Origin of the sequence: Brevibacillus sp. NL20B1, assembly GCF_018195675.1 — a bacterium.
Taxonomy (GTDB): Bacteria; Bacillota; Bacilli; order Brevibacillales; family Brevibacillaceae; genus Brevibacillus; species Brevibacillus aydinogluensis.
The window spans coordinates 43,873-61,527 of record NZ_JAGTPT010000006.1; the positions used below are offsets into that span (position 1 = coordinate 43,873).

Here is a 17,655-nt window from a genome sequence, read left to right on the forward strand (position 1 = left end):
TTCGGGAAGGAGATCGACGACCAGCATGAGAGAACGACGTCTTGGGGTCGCCGTGTGGGTGAAAAACACGCGTGCCGCCAAAAATTTACGCAAATTTGGCACCATTCACTACATCTCCAAGCGGTTGAACTACGTGTCGATGTACGTCGATGCCAATCAGATCGACGAAACAATCCGCATGATGGAAAAGCTGCACTTCGTCACGAAAATCGAGCGGTCCCACCGACACGAGATTCCAATCGAGTACAACAACGCCAAGCCGGACAAGGCGAAAGAATACGATTACAAACAGGAGAAAAGCCAGCTCATGGCCCTGACGGAAAACTTGCAAAACGACGATGGATTGGTGCCGACAGGCGTTTCGACAGAAATCGTCCGCTAAGCTGCCACATTTCGGCAGCTTTTTTGCTTTTGCTGGTGGGTGTGGCATGATATGCTGTAAGAAATGGGAAATGTAATGGACATGGAAAGCGATACTGACAATGACAGCGTTTACAGAAGGGCGGTGCGTACATGATTCACCTGGATATCAACTGCGACTTGGCGGAAGGGTTCAGCCGCGGACGGCAAACGGAAGACCTGGGCATCATGAAGTGGATTACGTCCGTTAACGTTGCCTGCGGCCTGCATGCTGGCGATCCCCATAACATCTGCAGAACAGTAGAAGCGGCGCTCCGGCACGGGGTGAAAATCGGCGCGCATCCAGGCTACCCCGACGTACAGGGGTTCGGCCGCCGTTCCATGAACCTCTCGGCGCGGGAGGTGTACGAACTGGTACTGTATCAAGTGGCCGCCCTGTCCGGCGTGACAAAGGCGCTGGGAGGGAGCCTGCATCACGTGAAACTGCACGGGGCGCTGTACAACGAGGCTGCCGAGCAGCCTGAACTGGCCGAGGCAGTAGTGCAGGCGATCGTCGACATCGACGGCGACCTGATCCTCTATGCCTTGTCGGGCAGCAAACTGGTGGAGATCGGTCTGGAATACGGTCTGCAGGTGGCGGAAGAAGTATTTGCCGACCGCGCGTATCTGCCAAACGGCAGATTGGCTCCGCGTGAACTGGAGGGCAGCGTGCTGATCAGCAAGGAAGAGCAGATGCAGCAGACGAGGCAGCTCGTACTGGAACAGACGGTGCAAACCGTGGACGGGAGTGTGATTGCACTGGCTGCGGACACGCTCTGCGTACACGCCGAAAGCCCGGATCTGCTGCCGTTTCTCACCGAACTGCACCGCTGGGCCAAACAGCATGACGTGAAAATCGAGCCGTTCTGTGGCAAATAACGCAGATGTATAAGCGAATGAAAAAGCCGTGCCATTCCGGCCGCCAGCCAAAAGGCGGCGGAGCGAAAGCACGGCTTTTGTCGTATCCGTCCAGCTTCACATGCCCGAACAGCTAACACCTCAAGAGGATTCGTGCGCGGTCCCGGCGTGGAAAGACGACTCGTTTGATCGCCTGGGACCGTGGGGCAGCACCTGGCCGTTCTGCACCACGAGGATCACGCTGCCCAACCGTTCCGCCTCCTGGAGATCGTGGGTGACCAGGAGAAACGGTATTCGCCACATCTCGTGCAGTCGGAGCAGTTCATCCTGGCACTGGCGGCGTGTATCTGCGTCCAGGGCGGACAGCGGCTCATCCAGGAGCAGGATATCCGGTTCCGTGGCCAGTGCCCGTACCAGGGCGACTCGCTGTTTTTGCCCGCCGGACAGTTGATGCGGGTATTTATCCAGCAGCCGATCAATCCCGACGGAGGCGAGCAGTTCGGCCAGCCGCAGGTTGGTCCCCTTTTTCAGTCCGTAGCGGATGTTCTGTTCCACGGTCATGTGCGGAAACAGGGCGTAGTCCTGAAAGAGATAGCCCACGTTGCGCTGCTGCGGCGGAAGGGCCTTTTTTGAATCGCTGTCAAAAAAGACGGTGTCGCCCAGCCGGATGATGCCCGCATCGGGATTGGTCAATCCCGCCACACAATTCAACATGGTGGTTTTCCCCGCACCGGAAGGGCCAAACAGGACGACAATCTCGTCTTTTGCCGTAAACCGCGCGTGCAGGACGCCGTCAGGCAGCCGTTTTTGCATGTCGACATACAGCATGGTCATTCTCCCGCCTTATTTCGTGTTGGCAAACCGGCGGACGCTGCGTCGGCTCCACCAGTTCAACCACATGGTCGTTCCCATGCCCAGCGAGACGATCATGATCACCCAAAAGAGCGCCTTGTCCATCTGGCCGGCTTCCACGGCGAAGTAGATGGCGACGGGGATCGTATCGGTCTTGCCGGGAATGTATCCCGCCAGCATCAGCGTGGCGCCGAACTCCCCCAGACCCCGGGCAAAGGAGAGAACGAATCCGGCCAACAGCCCCGGCCAGGCGAGCGGAAAGGAAATCGTCCAGAAGACGCGCCATTCCGAAGCCCCCATCGTTCGGGCAGCGTCTTCGTACCGCCGGTCGATCCCGCTGAAGGCGGCGGCGGCACTCTGGTACATCAACGGAAACGACACGACCACGGAAGCGATTACGGCACCGGTCAGCGAAAAGACGACCTGGACTCCAAACCACTCCGTCAGCCACTTGCCGATTATCCCGTTTTTTCCAAACAAAAGCAGGAGGCCGAATCCGACGACGGTGGGGGGCAGCACCAGCGGCAGCAGCAGAAAGGACTCCAGTACGTGCTTGCCCCAAAAGTGCCTGCGCGTCAGGAAGCGGGCGATCAGCAGACCGGAGACAAATACGATGGAGGTGGAGAGGGCCGCCACTTTCAGCGACAGCAGCAGCGGTGTCAATTCGGGATGATTCATGTGTCCGCCTCCTGTTCTGTTCTCCTACTCGTGAAATCCGTATTGTTTAAAGATTGCCTTGCCTTTGTCACTGGTCACAAACGCAAGAAACATCCTGGCGGTGTCCGCCTGACGGGAGGCGGCAATGACGGCGGCCGGATAGTCGATCGGGTTGTGCCACTCCGGTTCGGCTGCGGCGATCACCTTCACCTTGGGCGAAATGGCCGCATCGCTCGCGTAGACGATGCCGGCTTCGGCGTTGCCGGACTCGACATAGGTCAGCACCTGGCGCACGTCGCTGGCAAAGACCAGCTTGTCCGACAGGTTGTCCCACATCTTCAGGTGTTCGAGCGTTTCTTTGGCGTAGCGGCCGGCCGGGACGGTCGTTGGTTCGCCGACGGCGAGATGCTTGACGGCATCATCGCCCAGCTCTTCAAATGAAGAAAGCGCCAGCGGGCTGGAAGCCGACGAGATCAGTACAAGCTCGTTTTTGGCAAAGTCAACGCGCGTGTCCGTGACAATCAACTGTTTCTCTTCCAGCCTGTCCATATCCTGTTTGCTGGCGGACAAAAAGACGTCGGCGGGAGCGCCCTGCTCGATTTGGGAGGCCAGCTTGCCGGAACTGCCAAAGTTATAGCTAATCACCACTCCGGGATGTTCGCGTTCAAACGCAGTTTTCAGCTCATTCAACGCGTCGGTCAGGCTGGCGGCAGCCGAGACCATCAGTGTCGTTTCCGCCGGCTTGGCCGATGGCTGCTGCGGGGCGGTTTGCTGGTCTGAGGTCTGCGCACCGCACCCGGCGGCCCACATCATGCAGAGTGCCGCAAGGATGGCCGTCAGTTGTTTTTGCATGATACGACCTCCTGAGTTGTGTTTCGTTATATGTAATAATAATTAGTTATAATTAGATTATCTGAATGATTTCAATTGATCAATTGCAAACATGTGAATAGTAAACGAAAATGGAGAAAGACAAGTCAGCAATTGATCCGGGAGGCGGCGATGAACGACGACATTTCTTACACGACTGAAGAAATTGCCAAGATGCTGCGAATCTCCAAACTGACCGTGTACGATTTGATCAAAAAAGGGGAACTGCCCGCGTACCGCGTCGGCCGGCAGATGCGGGTGGACGCGTCCGATCTGGAAGCGTACAAGGCGAGAGCAAAAGGAGTATCCGGCATGGCAGCGGCGGTTCCGAGCGCTTCGGCGCCTGTGACGCCCATGCAGCGCAGCGCCTGGCCGCAGGGAGCGCAGCACGTTCGTCAGGTTATCATCAGCGGTCAGGACGTCAGCCTTGACATGCTGGCCAGTCATCTCGAACGCAGAGGCAAAACGATGCGGCCGCTTCGCGCTTATGCGGGCAGCATCAACAGCCTGCTGGCGATGTACGCAGGTGAGGCGGATGTCGTCAGCACGCACCTGTTCGACGGCGACACCGGGGAATACAACACGCCGTATGTGCGGCGGATTTTGTGCGGATACCGCTACGTGATCGTCAATCTGCTGTCCCGCTGGGCCGGTTTTTACGTCCGGGCGGGCAACCCGAAGCAGATAGTCGACTGGACCGATTTCGGCAAACCCGGGGTGCGCATGGTGAACCGGGAAAAAGGGTCAGGAGCACGCACCCTGATCGAAGAACAGCTCCGGCTGCACGGCATCGCCGGACGGGACGTGGCTGGATACGACAGGGAAGAGGCGAATCACCTCGCTGTGGCCGCAGCAGTAGCGAGGGGGGAAGCGGACGTCGGCGTGGGGATCGAAAAGGCTGCCCGGATCGTCGGAGTGGAGTTTTTGCCTGTAATTCGGGAGCGGTACGATCTGGTCATCCTGAAAAACGCGGAAAACGAGGAGCTGATCCAGATCGTGCGGGACATTTTGCGATCGGCATCGTTTCGCGACGAACTGGCTGCGATCGGGGGGTACGATTTGACCTACACGGGCGAGATCATGTACGAGACGTGGTAATGACCCATAACAGCCGCAGCGAGTAAGCGCGTCCGCTGTTATGAATGGGGTGTCGCTGCATGCGGGCCGCTGTCATGTAGCTGTGTTGTGGCAAGATTTTCTATTCAGCCCTGTCGAGATTTGCTACAATAAATTGGATAAGCTTTGCGACGAAATAACATCGTGCTTGTCGCTTATGAGTCGGGGGCTGACATGAAACCATTGCACAAAACGAGCTTGTTGATCTGTTTGACAATTTTGATCGTTTTCGCTTCGGTCGGGGTGATCGCCAAGTGGCCTGTGCTGGCGCCGTTTTTCATAAACAACGCGACAGTGACGGCAGGGGCGGGAGCTGATCCGTTCGCCTACAATCCGCCGCTGCCCTCCTATGTGAAAGATCTGCATCCGACCTATACGATTCGTGCTGAACTGAATACGACAAAGGCGATGATTGCTGGAAGTGTCACGGTGGAGTTCGATAATCCGCGCACGCCGGATCTTCGCCTGTTCATCTACGACTATCCATGGAATCTGATGACGATCAAGGAGATTCGCGCCGGGGACAAGCCGCTTACATTCGAACGGCGCCAGGCGGTTGTCCATCTGACCAATCCGTTCGGTTCGGCGAAGCGGGGGAGCTTGACGGTCACTTTTGAGAATCCCGTTCCCCGCCGCGGCACCCGTTTTGGGGTAAAGGACGACATCTGGACGCTGACCACCTGGTATCCGATGCTGGGTGCGATGGACCAGCGCGGCAATTGGTACACTCCGCCGCAGCGGGTCAATTTCGGCGATCCGTTCGTGTACCATTACGCTGATTACGACGTGTCGTTTGTGTCGCCAAAGGGCTTTCAATGGGTGAGCTCCTGGGGAAGGGGAGAGACCAAGCCGCTGGCCGGCAACCGGCAGGAAGTGCGGTACCGCGGCAGCCGCCTGCTCAATTTTGCGTTGGTGGGCAGCCCGCGCTACCATGTGGAGACGATCACCTTTGCGCCCAATTTGACGGTAGACATCGCGTCTGTGGACAAGGGCAACATCGAGCGGATCAAAGCGATCGCCCGGTCTGTGTTTCCGGTCTATACAGAATGGTACGGCCCGCTGCCGTATCCCCGGGTGGCGATTGCCGAGACCGGCACCGGCACGACGTATGCGATGGAGTACGCCAACATGGCGGTGTTTAAGCGGGACATGCACCACAACAATCTGATCGAGCACTGGCTGCCGCACGAGGTGGCCCACATGTGGTGGTACAACAGCGTCGCCACGCTGGAAGCGGTGCACGGCTGGTTGGACGAGGGGCTGGTGGAAATGAGCGTCTATCACTATCTGCAGCACCGCTACGGTTCCCAGAAGGCCGCCGCCCTCCTGTCATCGTACAGCCGCGACGCGGACAAGTTGAAGCAGCTCTATCCGTCCGGCCGATTGGGCAAGCGGCTCAACCAGTTTGCCGGTGAACAGGAGTTCCACTGGACCTGGTACTCCAAAGGGGCGCTGTTGTACGACCACCTGCGCAGGCAGATCGGCGACGACGCCTACAAACAATTCCTGCAGCGCGTGCAGCGCACCTACCACGGCAGTGTTATCGGTCCGGAGCACCTCGATCAGGCGCTGGGCCAGGTGCTGAAAGGAGAAGCGCGCTACTTCGTCCCCAATGTCCGGACGGAAAACAAGGCGCCCTTGCGTCAGGTGGAGCTGGAACCGTATGTGACGACCATCGTGAACGGGACGAGCTTTTACCCATCCGTTCCAGCGAGGGTGAAAAACGGGACCGTCTACCTCCCGCTGCGCGAAGTGGCGGAACGGATGGGGTATCGCGTCAGTTGGTTGCCGGACAAGCAGGCGACGATGGTGCAGGGCAGAGGGCATCAGGTCGTGCTCAAACAGGGCCAACGCGTTGTTGAACGGGACGGCCAGCGCGTCGATCTGGGGCAGCCGCTGCTGGAAATCGCCGAGAAGACGATGGCGCCGCTCACCTTGTTCAGTCAGGGGCTTGGCGCGCAGGTTTCCTATGACAAAGAGGCAAAGACCGTGACCTTGCAGTGACGTTGCGGACAGTCATCTACGACTACGAAAGGCAGGAGACAGCCGATGACATACGGAAATGTGATTTTCGTCGGATTCATGGGAACAGGGAAAACTACGGTGGGGAGCGCGCTGGCTAAGGATCTGGGCATTCCGCACCGCGATTTGGACGAGGCGATCGCAGAGCGGGAGGGATGCTCGATTCCCGAGCTGTTCGCTACAAAGGGAGAGCAGTACTTTCGGGACGCGGAAAGCGCCATGTTGCGGGAGCTGCTGCAAGAGAAGCCGCAGGTGCTGACCACCGGAGGGGGAGCGGTGCTTCGTCCGGAAAATGTCCGGCTCATGCTGAGTGAGGGAACGGTGATCGCCTTGTCTGCAGCGGAGGAGGAACTGATCCGCCGCCTGGCAGGAGATACCGGCCGTCCGCTCATCGCCGGCGACATGGCGCAACGGGTGCGGAGACTGTTGGACGAGCGGAAAGGGGCGTATGATTTTGCCCCGATTCAAATCGACACAACCGGCAAGGACGTGTCCGATATCGTGGCGGAAATACGCGGAAGGATGGTTGAAAGCGGCCTGATCGGGAGAGACTAGGGGAAGAAAGCGCTCCGCCTTCACGGCAAACGGCGCGGAAACGTGCGTATGAAGGAGGCACGTGTGATGTCGTTTCAGGAGTATTTAAAATACCTGACCCGCTTGTTTGTGCAGTATGTGGAGACCCCGAAGGAAGAGCGGCGGCGGCGAAAACAGCCGCGCGAGGCCTGGTCCACGCGCTGGTTCGGGGCCATCCCGATGTCAATCAAGCTGTTATGGCGCAAATAATCCCAGCCGGATGGAGGTAGCATATGGCGAGAGTGGCAGTGGAACGTTCCCTTACCCATATCCGCAAAATGCTGCGTGACAACGGGTACGACGTGGTGGATCTGGGCAACTGGCAAAACATGGTGGACGCCATCGTGATCACCGGCCAGGATGTCAACGTGCTGAACGACCAGAGCAAAACCATATCCGGTGCTCCGGTCATCAACGCCGCTGGCATGACTCCCCAGGAAGTGTTTCATGCGGTACACACCCGACTGTCGCCCATTGAGCATAGCTGACGGTGCTGACGGGGCAGTTCCCCAATCAGGCGTTGAAACGGACGCGGCGAGCTGATCCCATACAGCACACAGCCGCCCAGACAACAAGCTCTCTGTCGGTTCATTCCGGCAGAGAGCTTGTTTTGTGTGCGCCGGTATCAACAGCATGAAACTGTCCCACTTTCATCGCGTATGCGTAGGGAACGAAGCGCAGCCCCTCGTCCCAGACGCCGACGTATGCCGCGCGGCCGTTCCACAGATGCAGCGACTGCACTGCAAACGGTGCCAGCACATTGGAGTGGTGGAGCGGCACAGTAAGCGTTACCGGGCCGGCGGATGTTTTTTGCCAGAGGTCTGTCCAGGTCAGCTGACGCCTGTTGGACGTGTCGGTCAGCCAGTCAATCCGGTCAAACGGGTCCTGTACTGCACCGGACAGCACGCGGGCAGCAGTGAGGACTTCTTCCGGGCGAACCAGTTCGGCTTTAGACAGCGTGGTGATCACCGGCGGGCCGGCAACAGCGGATGCGGGGTACGTTTCGCCCGTCTTGGCGTCCACCAGTTCCCGCTGCTCTTGACGCGCGACCAGCCAGTGGGAGGCGAATCCGTCATAGACCGGTTCCGCCGCCACTGCGCGCGGGGCAAACGCGTCGTCGAACAAAATGTATTCGCCTACGCCGTATTCCAGCAGCACAAACGTCGGCTGTGTTCCGGAAGCGGGGGATTCGCCCACCACCATGTAACCCACCTGTCTGCCGTCTCGCGTGATGCTGACCAGCCACTGATGTTGGTTGGCACCGAGCGATTGAGCATCGATTTGGGCGTTTTTCCAGTCGCGGAAACTGGGATCCCGCTCGATGATCGTGTTCATCCACTGCTGAACCTGCGTGTGAAAACGCTTGTCCCAATCCGTCTCTTCGGCGTGCGTGACGGCCGGCCACGCGATCGCGAGCGCACAGAGCAGTGCGCATACGGATCGGGTCATTTTACTGGCCACAAGCATGCACCACCTTTTGTACAAGGCTTCTTGGTACCTATTGTAACCAGGTTGACGAAAAAGATTTGTTGCTATCTGTCTCTTTGCGATCGTTTTTTCTCGCACTTCTTTTACAGAATTCGCCTGTTTTTGGCGGGAGGCGCGGACTGGAGGTAAAACAGCCCGCCATTGATAAACTGCACCTCGATGCGAGGCTCGTACTGCCAGTGCAGTTCGTCCATGCGCCGCTGCTTTTCCTCTTCCGGCGTGCTGCTGCGCCACTCTGTCTGGTCGATCTCTTCGCGCGGCGTTTCGGGTATGCCGTTGGCACGCAAAAAGTCCAGGATGCGGCCGCCGCTGCTCTGCGGCTCCTCCCGGGCTGCAGACGGTTCGGTCGCAGGTTGGACGGTGGGCGGTGCAATATGGACAGGGGGAGCCGGGACAGATTGGTTCACCTGAGCAGCTTCTGTCGCCGTCTTCGCCAGAACGTCCGGCAAAGAGAGAGCATGTGCTTCACTGCCGCCGCTTTTCCCGCTGTCCGAGGATTCGTCACCATCCGCCGCGCCGCTGTCGCGCTCGCGGCTTTCCGCTTCACGGGAGACCAACTCGGCATAGTACGCTTCCAGAATCTGCAACTCTTCATTGAGCCGCTGCCGCGCTTCCTCTGCCCAGCGTCCGTCCTCTGCGTCCAGCAGGCGGCGGGTCTCCCGTTCGGCAATGGCGGCGGCCTCTGTCAGAGAGAGGCGTCTTTCCAGCGTGTAGCAGTAATCCGGGATGGACGGGGCGAGCGACAGCTGCTGCAGAAACGGGTAAAAGTCGGTTACGATCTGGGGCTGGTGCAGGTTGATCCCGAAATGGAGCAGCATGTCCCGCTTTTTGTCGCAAATAAAGGAGACTTTCCAGTTCAATCCCAGCCAGGGAACGAGCGGGGTGGTGCGCCGGCCGCCCGGTCGGGGGGATGCGGTTTGTTCGTACATGCAGACGAAACTTCCGTGCTTGCGGGCGGATTGAAAGATCTGCTGCAGACGGCCTGCGCCGAGATGGAGGTGCTCCGCTCGCAGTCCCTCCGGCTTCCGCTCGCTGTCAAAGTAAAACGTGAGCACCATGGGCTGGTAGGGTAGATTCATTTTCTCCACCCAGGTCCAGTAAAACGGTCTATTGCCGATATCTTTGTCCACCTCGACCGGCAGCTTTACGGTCAGGTAGTCGGGATGCGTCTCCATAATATGGGCGGAAAAGGCGGCCAGGTAGCGCTCTGTAAATCGGCGTATCTGCTCTTGCTGCATGCATCGTTTCCCTCCCGTCTGACTATAAAATGCTGGCCGGCAGCCGCGGCCAATCACCGGGATCGGTTAGTGTTCCGCCACATCGGGCAGCGCGTCCCGCGACCGGTTTGCCTCCCGGATCGCGCGAATGGCCTGGCTCATGTTGTCCAGCTTGACGGCCATTTCCCTCTCGGAGCGGGAGTCCATGATGATGCTGATGAGATTTTCTTCCAGTGTCTGATTCAGATTGAGCCGCTCCACGATGTCGTCCAATTCACCGATCACCATTTCAAACAGGTCGATTTTTTCATAGAGCAGGTTGAGGATGTGCTGTTCAATGGTGCCGACGGTGGACAGGTTGTAGATGTGGACGTCCCGCTGCTGCCCCAGCCGGTGGACGCGGCCGATCCGCTGTTCCACGCGCATCGGGTTCCAGGGCAGATCGTAGTTGATCACCTGATTGCAGAACTGCAGATTGATCCCTTCGCCGCCCGCCTCGGTGGCGATCAGCACCTGTGCCCGGTTTTGAAACAGGTCGGTCATCCAGTCTTTTTTGCTCCGTTTAAATCCGCCGCGAAACGGCACAGAGGTAATCCCGTGTTCATGCAGGTACTTTTGCAGATAATTCTGCGTCGCCCGGTACTCGGTGAAGATGATCACCTTGTCGTTGATTTCCCGGATCAGTTCCACGGTTTTTGCCGCCTTGGAGTGGGTCTCGATCCGCTTGATCAGCTCCACCAGCTCCATGATCTCGGCTCTTGCCGGGGAGTCCTCCGGGGTGCGCTGGTGCATGTTGTACAGCGTCATGAACGCCGCTTCCCGGCTGGAGCAGACCTCTCGCTGCAAGGTGATCAAGGCGAGCGAGTTGAAGCCGCCCGTCCCGGAGTGATACTGTTCCTTGACAAAGCGGGTGACCCCGTCGTACAGGGCCTTTTCCTCCGGCGACAGCACGATGGGGATGGACCGTACCACGCGGTTGGTAAACTGGATGCCGCCGTCGCTTCGCTTGTTGCGGATCATCACCTTGTCCAGCTCGTGTTTGAGTTGCTCGTTGTTTTTCGCCTGCCGCTTTCCTTCCACGTAGTTGGTGGCAAACGTGCTGGTGTGGCCAAGATGGCCCGGCTTCAGCAGGTTGATCAGGTTGTACAGCTCGTCCATCTCGTTCTGGATCGGCGTGGCAGTGAGGAGCAGGCAGTATTTTTTGCGGATTTCCTTGACGAACTGGTAGTTCCGCGTCCGCTTGTTCTTCAACTTGTGCGCCTCGTCAATAATCAGCATGTCGTAGTCGATGTTCAGCACGTGGCGGCGGTGCGGGTCGCGCTTGGCCGTGTCGATCGAGGCCACCACCACGTCGTACTGCCGCCACATGTACTCTTTTTTCTGCGCGATAGCGGGGATGCCGAACTTCTGGTTCAGCTCCTTGGTCCACTGAATGACCAGGGAGGCGGGGACCAGCACGAGAATCTTCTTGGCCAGGCCGCGGACCATGTACTCCTTCATGATCAGTCCGGCCTCGATCGTTTTGCCCAGCCCCACTTCGTCGGCCAGGATGGCCCGGCCGCGCAGCTCGTTCAACACGCGTTCTGCTGTTTTGAGCTGGTGCGGATAGGGTTTGAGGGAAGGCAGATACTTGAGGCATTGGAGCTGGTCGAACTCGCGCACAAGCATGGCTTCTTCCGCCTCCAGGGCCAACTGGAACAGTTCCCATTTGTCCCAAGGGCCGTCCTGCCGCATGCGCTCCGTAAGCAAATCAATCCATTTCATGTCAAACGAGACAGGAATATTCGTCATTTTTGCACCTCATTACTAAAGGATGCCATTTATCATATAAGTCATGCGCTAATTGTTAACAATATTTGTCCTCGAGAAAAAATTGTTAACGAAATCGTGAGTTGAATGTCAATTTGCATATTTTCAAAAAAGCACGCTCGTGGTAGGATAAACGTGTAGGTTTGTTGTTTAGTATGGAATCAATTGAAAAAGTTATGTATGGCCCAACATCCAACGCGAATGATAGTAGAAGGGAGAGACTGTCTTTAGACAGCGCCGAAGGAGCAAGCCGGCGACGGTGAATCTCTCAGGCAAAAGTACCTCTACTTGACGCATCTCTGGAGAGAGCTCGACAAGAGCCACCAACGGGGAAACTTGCCAGCTGTGCCGGTTGGCCCGCTTCGGCAAGGTAACTCTCAGGTACCAAGGACAGAGGGGAGACATGGGGGCGCCGTCTTCTTTGGCGTTTTCCGATTCTTCCGCTCTGTCCTTTTTTGCGTTCGTGAACGCGTCCTTATGAACGATCGCTCACGTTCCGGACGCAAGGCGACTCCGGGTTGCTTGGGGCCAATCGGTTTGCGGCAAAGAGCCCGGGCGATCGTCGGAGGCTTTGCCGGCTGTGTTCAGCTTTACAACAAACAGTTCATTCGGTTCAGGAGGTGCCTCATGTCCACTTTGAAACGCACGCCGCTCTTCCCGATTTACGAGAAGTACGGGGCGAAAACCATCGACTTCGGCGGCTGGGAGCTGCCGGTTCAGTTTTCCAGCATCACTCAGGAGCACGAAGCGGTGCGGACGAAGGCAGGATTGTTCGACGTATCCCACATGGGGGAAGTGGAGGTAAAAGGGGAGCGGGCGCTGGAATTCCTGCAGCGCGTGACCACCAACGACGTCTCCAAACTGGTGCCGGGCCAGGCGCAGTACAGCTTGATGTGCTATCCGGACGGCGGAACGGTGGATGATCTGCTGGTGTACAAATTTGCCGACGATCACTACCTGCTGGTGATCAACGCGGCCAACATCGACAAGGACTATGACTGGCTTTCCCAGCATCTGATCGACGGCGTCACGATCGAAAACATTTCTCCGCAAACAGCCCAGATTGCCCTGCAGGGGCCGCTGGCGGAGTCCATCCTGCAGCGGCTGACGCCCGTCGACCTGTCGCAGATCGGCTTCTTCCGCTTTGAACGGGATGTGCTGATTGACGGTGTGCCCGCGCTCGTCTCCCGCAGCGGGTACACGGGTGAAGACGGCTTCGAGATTTACCTGGACGCTGCTCACGCCATCCAGGTATGGGAGAAACTACTCGAGACAGGCGCAGCGGACGGCCTGGTGCCGTGCGGACTGGGGGCGCGCGACACGCTCCGCTTCGAGGCAAGGCTGCCGCTCTACGGTCAGGAACTGAGCAAGGATATTACGCCGATCGAGGCTGGTGTCGGATTTGCCGTCAAGGTGGACAAAGACGTGCCGTTTATCGGCCAGGAAGTTTTAAAGGCGCAGAAAGAACAGGGAGCGCCCCGCAAACTGGTCGGGATCGAAATGATCGACCGCGGCATCCCCCGCACGCATTATCCGGTGTTTGTCGACGACCAACAGGTGGGGGAAGTGACGACCGGGACCCAGTCCCCGACGCTGAAAAAGAACGTTGGGTTGGCTTTGGTCAAAGCGGAATTCGCTGCCATCGGCACGAAGCTGGATGTGGAGATACGCGGCAAACGCCTCAAGGCGGAAGTCGTGGCCACGCCCTTCTACAAACGGCCGAAAAACTGACGTAAGAATCGCAAGCGTGGAAAAGGAGGACCTCGCACGTGAAATACCGTTACCTGCCGCAGACTGATCAGGACAAGCGCGAAATGATGGAAGCGCTGGGCATTTCCAGCGTGGATGAACTGTTTGCCGACATCCCGGAAGAGGTGCGTTTCAAAGGGAATCTGAACATCCCGGAAGCGCTCTCTGAACCGGAACTGGTCCGCTACTTCCAAGGGCTGTCCAGCAAGAACGTCAACTTCAGCACCCACGTCAACTTCCTGGGTGCCGGCGTGTACGAGCATTACATCCCCAGCGTCGTCAACCACATGCTGCTGCGCGGCGAGTTTTTCACCGCCTACACGCCATACCAGCCGGAGATCAGCCAGGGGGAGCTGCAGGCCATCTTTGAATATCAGACGATGGTGTGCGAGCTGACCGGGATGGAGGTGGCCAACTCTTCCATGTACGACGGTGTCACCGCGCTCGCCGAAGCAGCGATGATGGCGGCTGGCCACACCGGCAGAAAAAAGGTGGTCGTCTCCCGTGCCGTACACCCGGAGGCGCGCAGCGTGCTGAAAACGTACGCCTACGGACAAGGCGTGGAGCTGGTCGAAGCGGGCTTCACCGGCGACGGCGTGACCGATCTTGCCGAACTGAAAGCGCTGGTTGACGACCAGACTGCCGCAGTCATCGTGCAGTACCCCAATTTCTTTGGCGCCGTGGAAGACCTGGCGGCGGTCGAACCGATTGCGCACGAAAAAGGGGCGCTGCTGGTCGTTTCTGCCAACCCGCTCTCCCTCGGTGTACTGGAAGCTCCAGGCAAGCTGGGAGCCGACATCGTCATCGGCGACATGCAGCCGTTTGGCATCCCGGCTTCGTTCGGCGGACCGCACTGCGGCTACTTTGCCACCACGTCCAAGCTGATGCGTAAAATGCCGGGACGCATCGTCGGCCAGACGAAGGATGAAAACGGCAAACGCGGGTTTGTCCTGACCCTGCAGGCGCGGGAACAGCACATCCGCCGCGAAAAGGCAACCTCCAACATCTGCTCCAACCAGGCGCTCATGGCGCTGGCTGCGTCGATCACGCTGTCGGCACTGGGCAAGCAGGGCGTGCAGGAGATGGCGATGATGAACCTGCAAAAAGCTCACTACGCTAAACAGGCGCTGCAGGCAAAGGGATTCCGGATTACCTTCGGAGCACCGGTGTTCAACGAATTTGCGGTGGAGCTGTCCAAGCCGGTCGCAGAGGTGAACAAGGCGCTGCTCGCGAAGGGCATCATCGGCGGGTACGATCTTGGACTTGCCTATTCGGAACTGTCCGGCCACATGCTGCTCGCTGTCACGGAGCTGAGGACGAAAGACGAAATCGACACGCTGGTGCAGGAACTGGAGGCGATCACACGTGCATAACGACAAGGACAAAGCACTCATTTTTGAATTGAGCAAACCAGGCCGCGTGAGCTACAACCTGCCGGCGCTGGACGTGCCGGAAGTCGACGTGGCCGCGCTGCTGCCCAAGCATCTGATCCGCGAGACGCCAACCGAACTGCCGGAGGTGTCCGAACTGCAGCTCGTGCGTCACTACACCGAACTGTCCCGCCGCAATCACGGGGTGGACAACGGCTTCTACCCGCTCGGATCGTGCACGATGAAATACAATCCGAAAATCAACGAAGATGTGGCCCGCTATCCGGGCTTCGCTCAAACCCATCCCTATCAGCCGGAAGAAAGCGTCCAGGGTGCTCTGGAGCTGATGTACAACCTGCAGAACGACCTGGCGGAAATCACCGGGATGGATGCGGTGACGCTGCAGCCCGCAGCGGGAGCGGCCGGCGAGTGGACCGGGCTGATGATGATTCGCGCGTACCACGAGAGCCGCGGTGACCATCAGCGCACGAAAGTGATCGTGCCCAACTCCGCCCACGGCACCAACCCGGCTTCCGCAGCGGTCGCTGGCCTGCAAACCGTGACGATTCCGTCCGACGAGCGCGGCCTGGTGGATATTGAAGCGCTGCGCCAGGCAGTCGGTCCGGACACGGCGGCGCTGATGCTGACCAACCCCAACACGCTCGGCCTGTTTGAGGAAGATATCGTGGAAATGGCGCGGATTGTCCACGAAGCGGGCGGTCTGTTGTACTACGACGGGGCCAATGCCAACGCGATCCTGGGCATTGCCCGGCCGGGCGACATGGGCTTTGACGTCGTCCACCTCAACCTGCACAAAACCTTTACCGGTCCGCACGGCGGCGGCGGTCCTGGTGCCGGTCCAGTCGGGGTGAAAAAAATTCTGGAGCCGTTTTTGCCAGCCCCGATCGTGGGCAAAAAAGCAGACGGCACGTACTACTGGGACAACGACCGTCCCCAGTCCATCGGCCGCGTAAAAGGCTACCACGGCAACTTTGGCATCCTGGTCCGCGCCTACGCCTACATCCGCACGATGGGGCCGGAAGGGCTGCTGCAAGTCTCGCAAAACGCCGTGCTGAACGCCAACTACATGATGAGAAAGCTGGCGTCGGCCTACGAGCTGCCGTACGACCGCGTCTGCAAGCACGAATTTGTCCTCTCCGGCGTCCGCCAGAAAAAACTGGGCGTCCGTACGTTGGACATCGCCAAGCGTCTGCTTGACTTTGGCTACCACCCGCCGACGATCTACTTCCCGCTGATCGTCGACGAATGTCTGATGATCGAGCCGACGGAGACGGAGACAAAAGAAACGCTCGATGAGTTTATCGAGGTCATGCTGAGAATCGCCCGCGAGTGCGAAGAAAACCCGGAAATCGTTCAGGAAGCGCCGCACACCACGGTGGTCAAGCGCCTCGACGAAGCGACGGCAGCACGCAAGCCGATCCTCCGTTACCAGCCGGAACAAGCATAACCGATTGAAACCGCCCGTTTTTTTCGGGCGGTTTTTGCGTTGTCCACATACGGATTGCGAGCAGGAAGACTCCCGACAGATTGCGAACATCTGCGAACATCACAGCTGGAGACCTAACCCCTTGACAAAAATTAATTTTTATGATATGATTAAAAATTAACGATTGAAACAATTTGCTGGTCTGTGTATACTTCTTTGTACACGCCGTCTTTCCATTCCTTGTAAGATCGGCAGTACAAAGGAGGAGATAACCTTGCAAGAAAACCACGTCAGTCTGACCGCGATCATGACCGCCTACATGCGCGCCTACCATGCCATGAATGACACCCCGAAAATTTTTGATGATTTTCTCGCCTTCGAGCTGATACCAGAGGAAAGACGTGTGCTGATTGAACAAGGATTGGCCAGTGCCCTTCAGATTCCCGTCCCGGAAGCCGGCCTGGCACGCTCCGGTCAGGCGGCTGACGCTCTGCGGCCGTTCCTGCAGGCGATGGGACTGTCTCATGTTCTCAGCCGCTCGCGATATGCGGAAGACAACCTTGAGCTCGCGGTACAACAAGGGATCGGGCAGTATGTCATACTCGGGGCCGGGTTGGATACGTTTGCGTTCCGCCGTCCCGATCTTCTGCGTCAACTGCAGGTATTTGAAGCAGACCACCCGGCCACGCAAGCCTTCAAACGCGATCGGCTGGCTGAATTGAAATGGGAGACCCCGTCACATCTCCACTTTGTGCCTGTGGATTTCACAAAGGAACGCCTGGCTGATGCACTGAAGCGTACGGCGTACGATGTGCAGACGAAGAGCTTTTTTAGCTGGCTGGGAGTCACCATGTACCTGACGCGCGACGAAGTGTTCGCAACGCTTCGTTCCATTGCCGAGATAGCCCCTGCGGGCAGTGCAGTGATTTTCGATTACTTTGTGCCGGAAGAAGGCGCGCCGCACGATAAAGAGATGCGGGAGGAGCTAAGCAAGATCGGTGAGCCGATGAAAACGGCCCTCGACCCGTCGACGCTGGCTGTCGAGTTGGAACGTGTGGGGCTGCGTCTGCATGAAAACGCAAGCTCGGCCGATATCCAGGAACGATACTTCCAGAACCGAACGGACGGTTATCAGGCGAGCTGTCACGTGCGCTTTGCATGGGCTGTCGTCACGTAAAAATGGCTGCCTCGATACGTGGATCATGTGCGCCGGGTGGGTTGCCCGGCT

17 protein-coding genes and 1 riboswitch are annotated in these 17,655 nt (G+C 58.2%); of the genes, 11 read left to right on the top strand and 6 right to left on the bottom strand.

Annotation, left to right across the window (positions count from 1 at the left end; all coding sequences use genetic code 11):
- Positions 1–25: 25 nt before the first annotated feature.
- Both KDN35_RS05880 and KDN35_RS05885 read left to right on the top strand, forming a co-directional pair.
- On the top strand, positions 26–382 hold the full coding sequence (locus KDN35_RS05880; RefSeq protein WP_212132354.1) for a YlbG family protein: 357 nt from the start codon (positions 26–28) through the stop codon (positions 380–382).
- Between the two features lie 131 nt (positions 383–513).
- Positions 514–1,278, top strand: a complete 765-nt coding sequence (locus tag KDN35_RS05885; protein ID WP_171565653.1) for a LamB/YcsF family protein — start codon at positions 514–516, stop codon at positions 1,276–1,278.
- A 120-nt stretch (positions 1,279–1,398) separates the two neighbouring features.
- Here the strand turns inward: KDN35_RS05885 and KDN35_RS05890 are convergent, their stop codons facing one another.
- The 3 genes from KDN35_RS05890 to modA are packed head-to-tail and all read right to left on the bottom strand — an operon-like array spanning position 1,399 to position 3,618.
- Positions 1,399–2,085 (bottom strand): ATP-binding cassette domain-containing protein, encoded by a 687-nt coding sequence (locus tag KDN35_RS05890; protein WP_212132355.1) that lies wholly within the window; start codon positions 2,083–2,085, stop codon positions 1,399–1,401.
- A 15-nt stretch (positions 2,086–2,100) separates the two neighbouring features.
- A complete protein-coding gene (modB, locus tag KDN35_RS05895) occupies positions 2,101–2,787 on the bottom strand; it encodes a molybdate ABC transporter permease subunit (RefSeq protein WP_212132356.1) in 687 nt (228 codons plus the stop codon).
- Positions 2,788–2,811: 24 nt separating this feature from the next.
- Positions 2,812–3,618 (bottom strand): molybdate ABC transporter substrate-binding protein, encoded by an 807-nt coding sequence (gene modA, locus KDN35_RS05900; protein ID WP_171565650.1) that lies wholly within the window; start codon positions 3,616–3,618, stop codon positions 2,812–2,814.
- Between the two features lie 150 nt (positions 3,619–3,768).
- Here modA and KDN35_RS05905 point away from each other — a divergent pair, with 150 nt between their 5' ends.
- From KDN35_RS05905 to KDN35_RS05925, 5 genes are all read left to right on the top strand, one after another.
- Positions 3,769–4,734: a substrate-binding domain-containing protein gene (locus KDN35_RS05905; protein ID WP_171565649.1), complete on the top strand. Its 966-nt coding sequence runs from the start codon at positions 3,769–3,771 to the stop codon at positions 4,732–4,734.
- A 228-nt stretch (positions 4,735–4,962) separates the two neighbouring features.
- Positions 4,963–6,756, top strand: a complete 1,794-nt coding sequence (locus tag KDN35_RS05910; protein WP_249178949.1) for a stalk domain-containing protein — start codon at positions 4,963–4,965, stop codon at positions 6,754–6,756.
- Between the two features lie 45 nt (positions 6,757–6,801).
- A complete protein-coding gene (locus tag KDN35_RS05915; RefSeq protein ID WP_212132358.1) occupies positions 6,802–7,329 on the top strand; it encodes a shikimate kinase in 528 nt (175 codons plus the stop codon).
- Positions 7,330–7,395: 66 nt separating this feature from the next.
- Positions 7,396–7,557, top strand: a complete 162-nt coding sequence (locus KDN35_RS05920) for a YqzE family protein (protein WP_171565646.1) — start codon at positions 7,396–7,398, stop codon at positions 7,555–7,557.
- Between the two features lie 23 nt (positions 7,558–7,580).
- Positions 7,581–7,835 (top strand): YkuS family protein, encoded by a 255-nt coding sequence (locus KDN35_RS05925; RefSeq protein WP_212132359.1) that lies wholly within the window; start codon positions 7,581–7,583, stop codon positions 7,833–7,835.
- Positions 7,836–7,935: 100 nt separating this feature from the next.
- Here the strand turns inward: KDN35_RS05925 and KDN35_RS05930 are convergent, their stop codons facing one another.
- From KDN35_RS05930 to KDN35_RS05940, 3 genes are all read right to left on the bottom strand, one after another.
- Entirely contained in the window at positions 7,936–8,808 is an 873-nt protein-coding gene (locus tag KDN35_RS05930) for a hypothetical protein (RefSeq protein WP_481752766.1), read from the bottom strand.
- A gap of 110 nt (positions 8,809–8,918) precedes the next feature.
- The gene (locus tag KDN35_RS05935; protein ID WP_171565644.1) at positions 8,919–10,073 is read right to left on the bottom strand and encodes a YqhG family protein; all 1,155 of its coding nucleotides are present in this window, start codon (positions 10,071–10,073) and stop codon (positions 8,919–8,921) included.
- A gap of 66 nt (positions 10,074–10,139) precedes the next feature.
- Positions 10,140–11,843 carry a DEAD/DEAH box helicase gene (locus tag KDN35_RS05940; protein ID WP_171565643.1) on the bottom strand — a complete coding sequence of 568 codons (1,704 nt, stop codon included), beginning with the start codon at positions 11,841–11,843 and terminating at the stop codon, positions 10,140–10,142.
- Between the two features lie 219 nt (positions 11,844–12,062).
- Positions 12,063–12,155, top strand: a riboswitch (glycine riboswitch).
- Positions 12,156–12,488: 333 nt separating this feature from the next.
- On the opposite strand from KDN35_RS05940, the gene gcvT reads away from it, so the two are divergent.
- The 4 genes from gcvT (at position 12,489) to KDN35_RS05960 (ending at position 17,604) form a co-directional block, all read left to right on the top strand.
- The gene (gcvT, locus tag KDN35_RS05945) at positions 12,489–13,592 is read left to right on the top strand and encodes a glycine cleavage system aminomethyltransferase GcvT (protein WP_212132360.1); all 1,104 of its coding nucleotides are present in this window, start codon (positions 12,489–12,491) and stop codon (positions 13,590–13,592) included.
- A 38-nt stretch (positions 13,593–13,630) separates the two neighbouring features.
- Positions 13,631–14,983: an aminomethyl-transferring glycine dehydrogenase subunit GcvPA gene (gcvPA, locus tag KDN35_RS05950; protein ID WP_171565641.1), complete on the top strand. Its 1,353-nt coding sequence runs from the start codon at positions 13,631–13,633 to the stop codon at positions 14,981–14,983.
- Positions 14,976–16,448 carry an aminomethyl-transferring glycine dehydrogenase subunit GcvPB gene (gcvPB, locus tag KDN35_RS05955; protein WP_171565640.1) on the top strand — a complete coding sequence of 491 codons (1,473 nt, stop codon included), beginning with the start codon at positions 14,976–14,978 and terminating at the stop codon, positions 16,446–16,448. Before gcvPA ends, gcvPB begins: the two co-directional genes overlap by 8 nt.
- A 253-nt stretch (positions 16,449–16,701) precedes the next feature.
- Positions 16,702–17,604: a class I SAM-dependent methyltransferase gene (locus KDN35_RS05960; protein WP_212132361.1), complete on the top strand. Its 903-nt coding sequence runs from the start codon at positions 16,702–16,704 to the stop codon at positions 17,602–17,604.
- Positions 17,605–17,655 lie beyond the last annotated feature (51 nt).

Bases quoted from the DNA above. Each gene is read 5' to 3' on its own strand.
- KDN35_RS05890 (WP_212132355.1), bottom strand. From the start codon at position 2,085: ATGCTGTATGTCGACATGCAAAAACGGCTGCCTGACGGCGTCCTGCAC.
- KDN35_RS05920 (WP_171565646.1), top strand. From the start codon at position 7,396: ATGTCGTTTCAGGAGTATTTAAAATACCTGACCCGCTTGTTTGTGCAG.
- KDN35_RS05915 (WP_212132358.1), top strand. From the start codon at position 6,802: ATGACATACGGAAATGTGATTTTCGTCGGATTCATGGGAACAGGGAAA.
- modB (WP_212132356.1), bottom strand. From the start codon at position 2,787: ATGAATCATCCCGAATTGACACCGCTGCTGCTGTCGCTGAAAGTGGCG.
- KDN35_RS05880 (WP_212132354.1), top strand. From the start codon at position 26: ATGAGAGAACGACGTCTTGGGGTCGCCGTGTGGGTGAAAAACACGCGT.
- modA (WP_171565650.1), bottom strand. From the start codon at position 3,618: ATGCAAAAACAACTGACGGCCATCCTTGCGGCACTCTGCATGATGTGG.
- KDN35_RS05885 (WP_171565653.1), top strand. From the start codon at position 514: ATGATTCACCTGGATATCAACTGCGACTTGGCGGAAGGGTTCAGCCGC.
- KDN35_RS05935 (WP_171565644.1), bottom strand. From the start codon at position 10,073: ATGCAGCAAGAGCAGATACGCCGATTTACAGAGCGCTACCTGGCCGCC.
- KDN35_RS05940 (WP_171565643.1), bottom strand. From the start codon at position 11,843: ATGACGAATATTCCTGTCTCGTTTGACATGAAATGGATTGATTTGCTT.
- KDN35_RS05925 (WP_212132359.1), top strand. From the start codon at position 7,581: ATGGCGAGAGTGGCAGTGGAACGTTCCCTTACCCATATCCGCAAAATG.
- gcvT (WP_212132360.1), top strand. From the start codon at position 12,489: ATGTCCACTTTGAAACGCACGCCGCTCTTCCCGATTTACGAGAAGTAC.
- KDN35_RS05905 (WP_171565649.1), top strand. From the start codon at position 3,769: ATGAACGACGACATTTCTTACACGACTGAAGAAATTGCCAAGATGCTG.